This is a genomic window from Pseudomonas sp. CF161 (genome assembly GCF_000416215.1).
In the GTDB taxonomy this organism is placed as follows: domain Bacteria; phylum Pseudomonadota; class Gammaproteobacteria; order Pseudomonadales; family Pseudomonadaceae; genus Aquipseudomonas.
Window position 1 is genome coordinate 1 of sequence record NZ_ATLP01000122.1, and the last position, 923, is coordinate 923.

General features: G+C 70.7%; 1 protein-coding gene. It reads left to right on the forward strand.

Features of this window, described 5'->3' with window-relative positions:
- A partial coding sequence (locus tag CF161_RS29160) for a CoA transferase (protein WP_020300227.1) occupies positions 1 to 923 on the forward strand: 923 nt, incomplete at both ends.

The following is a 923-nucleotide window of genomic DNA, read 5'->3' on the forward strand; positions in this document are numbered from 1 at the left end:
AGGCGCGGGGTTTGCCCCGGGCGCGGGTCACCATGAGCCATGGCGGGGCGGCGCTGCTGGCCCTCGGTCAGTACCTGGCCATGGACAGCGCCGACGGCGGCTACCCGCCCGAGCCCCCACCTGCGGCGGATGCGGCACGGCCGCCCTTTACCAGCGCCGATGGCGTGGTGTTTGAACTGGAGGCGCTGAACCCGGACGCCTGGCTGCGTTTCTGGAACCTGGCCGGTGTTGCCACCGCCGTGGCCGGCAAAGGCTGGCGACCATTTATGCAGCGCTACACCCGGGCCACGGCCTGGTTGCCGGCCGCGCTGTTCAGTGCGGTCGGCGGCCATGGGTTTGCCGCATTGCAGGCCATGGCCAAAGAGGCCGGCACCGAGCTGTGCGCCCTGCGTCGTTGGCAGGATTGCCGCCAGGAGCCGTCGTTCCAGCGCTGGATCCAGGGCGGCGGCTGGCGCTGCTTCGACCTGGGCCAGGAGCCTGTCGCCAGCCTGCCCGGCGACCGCCTGCCAGCGCAGCAGGCCGGGCTGCCCTTGCAAGGGATCACCGTGGTGGAATGCTGCCGCTTGATCCAGGGCCCCTTGACCGGTCATCTGCTGCGCCTGCTGGGGGCCACGGTGATCAAGGTCGAACCGCCGGGAGGCGATCCGATGCGCGGCATGCCGCCCATGACCGGAGACATCTCGGCGCATTTCGACGCGATCAATCGGGGCAAGCAGTGTCTGCAAATAGATTTGAAAGCGGCCAGCGGGCGCGCCGAGCTGCTGGCGTTGCTGGCCGACGCCGACGTGTTCCTGCACAACTGGGCCCCCGGTCGCGATGGGCAACTGGACTTGCAGCCGCAGACCCTGGCGCGCCTGCTGCCGCAGCTGATCTACGTCTCGGCCTCGGGCACCGGCCCCGCGCCGACGCCGGAGCCCCCCCCG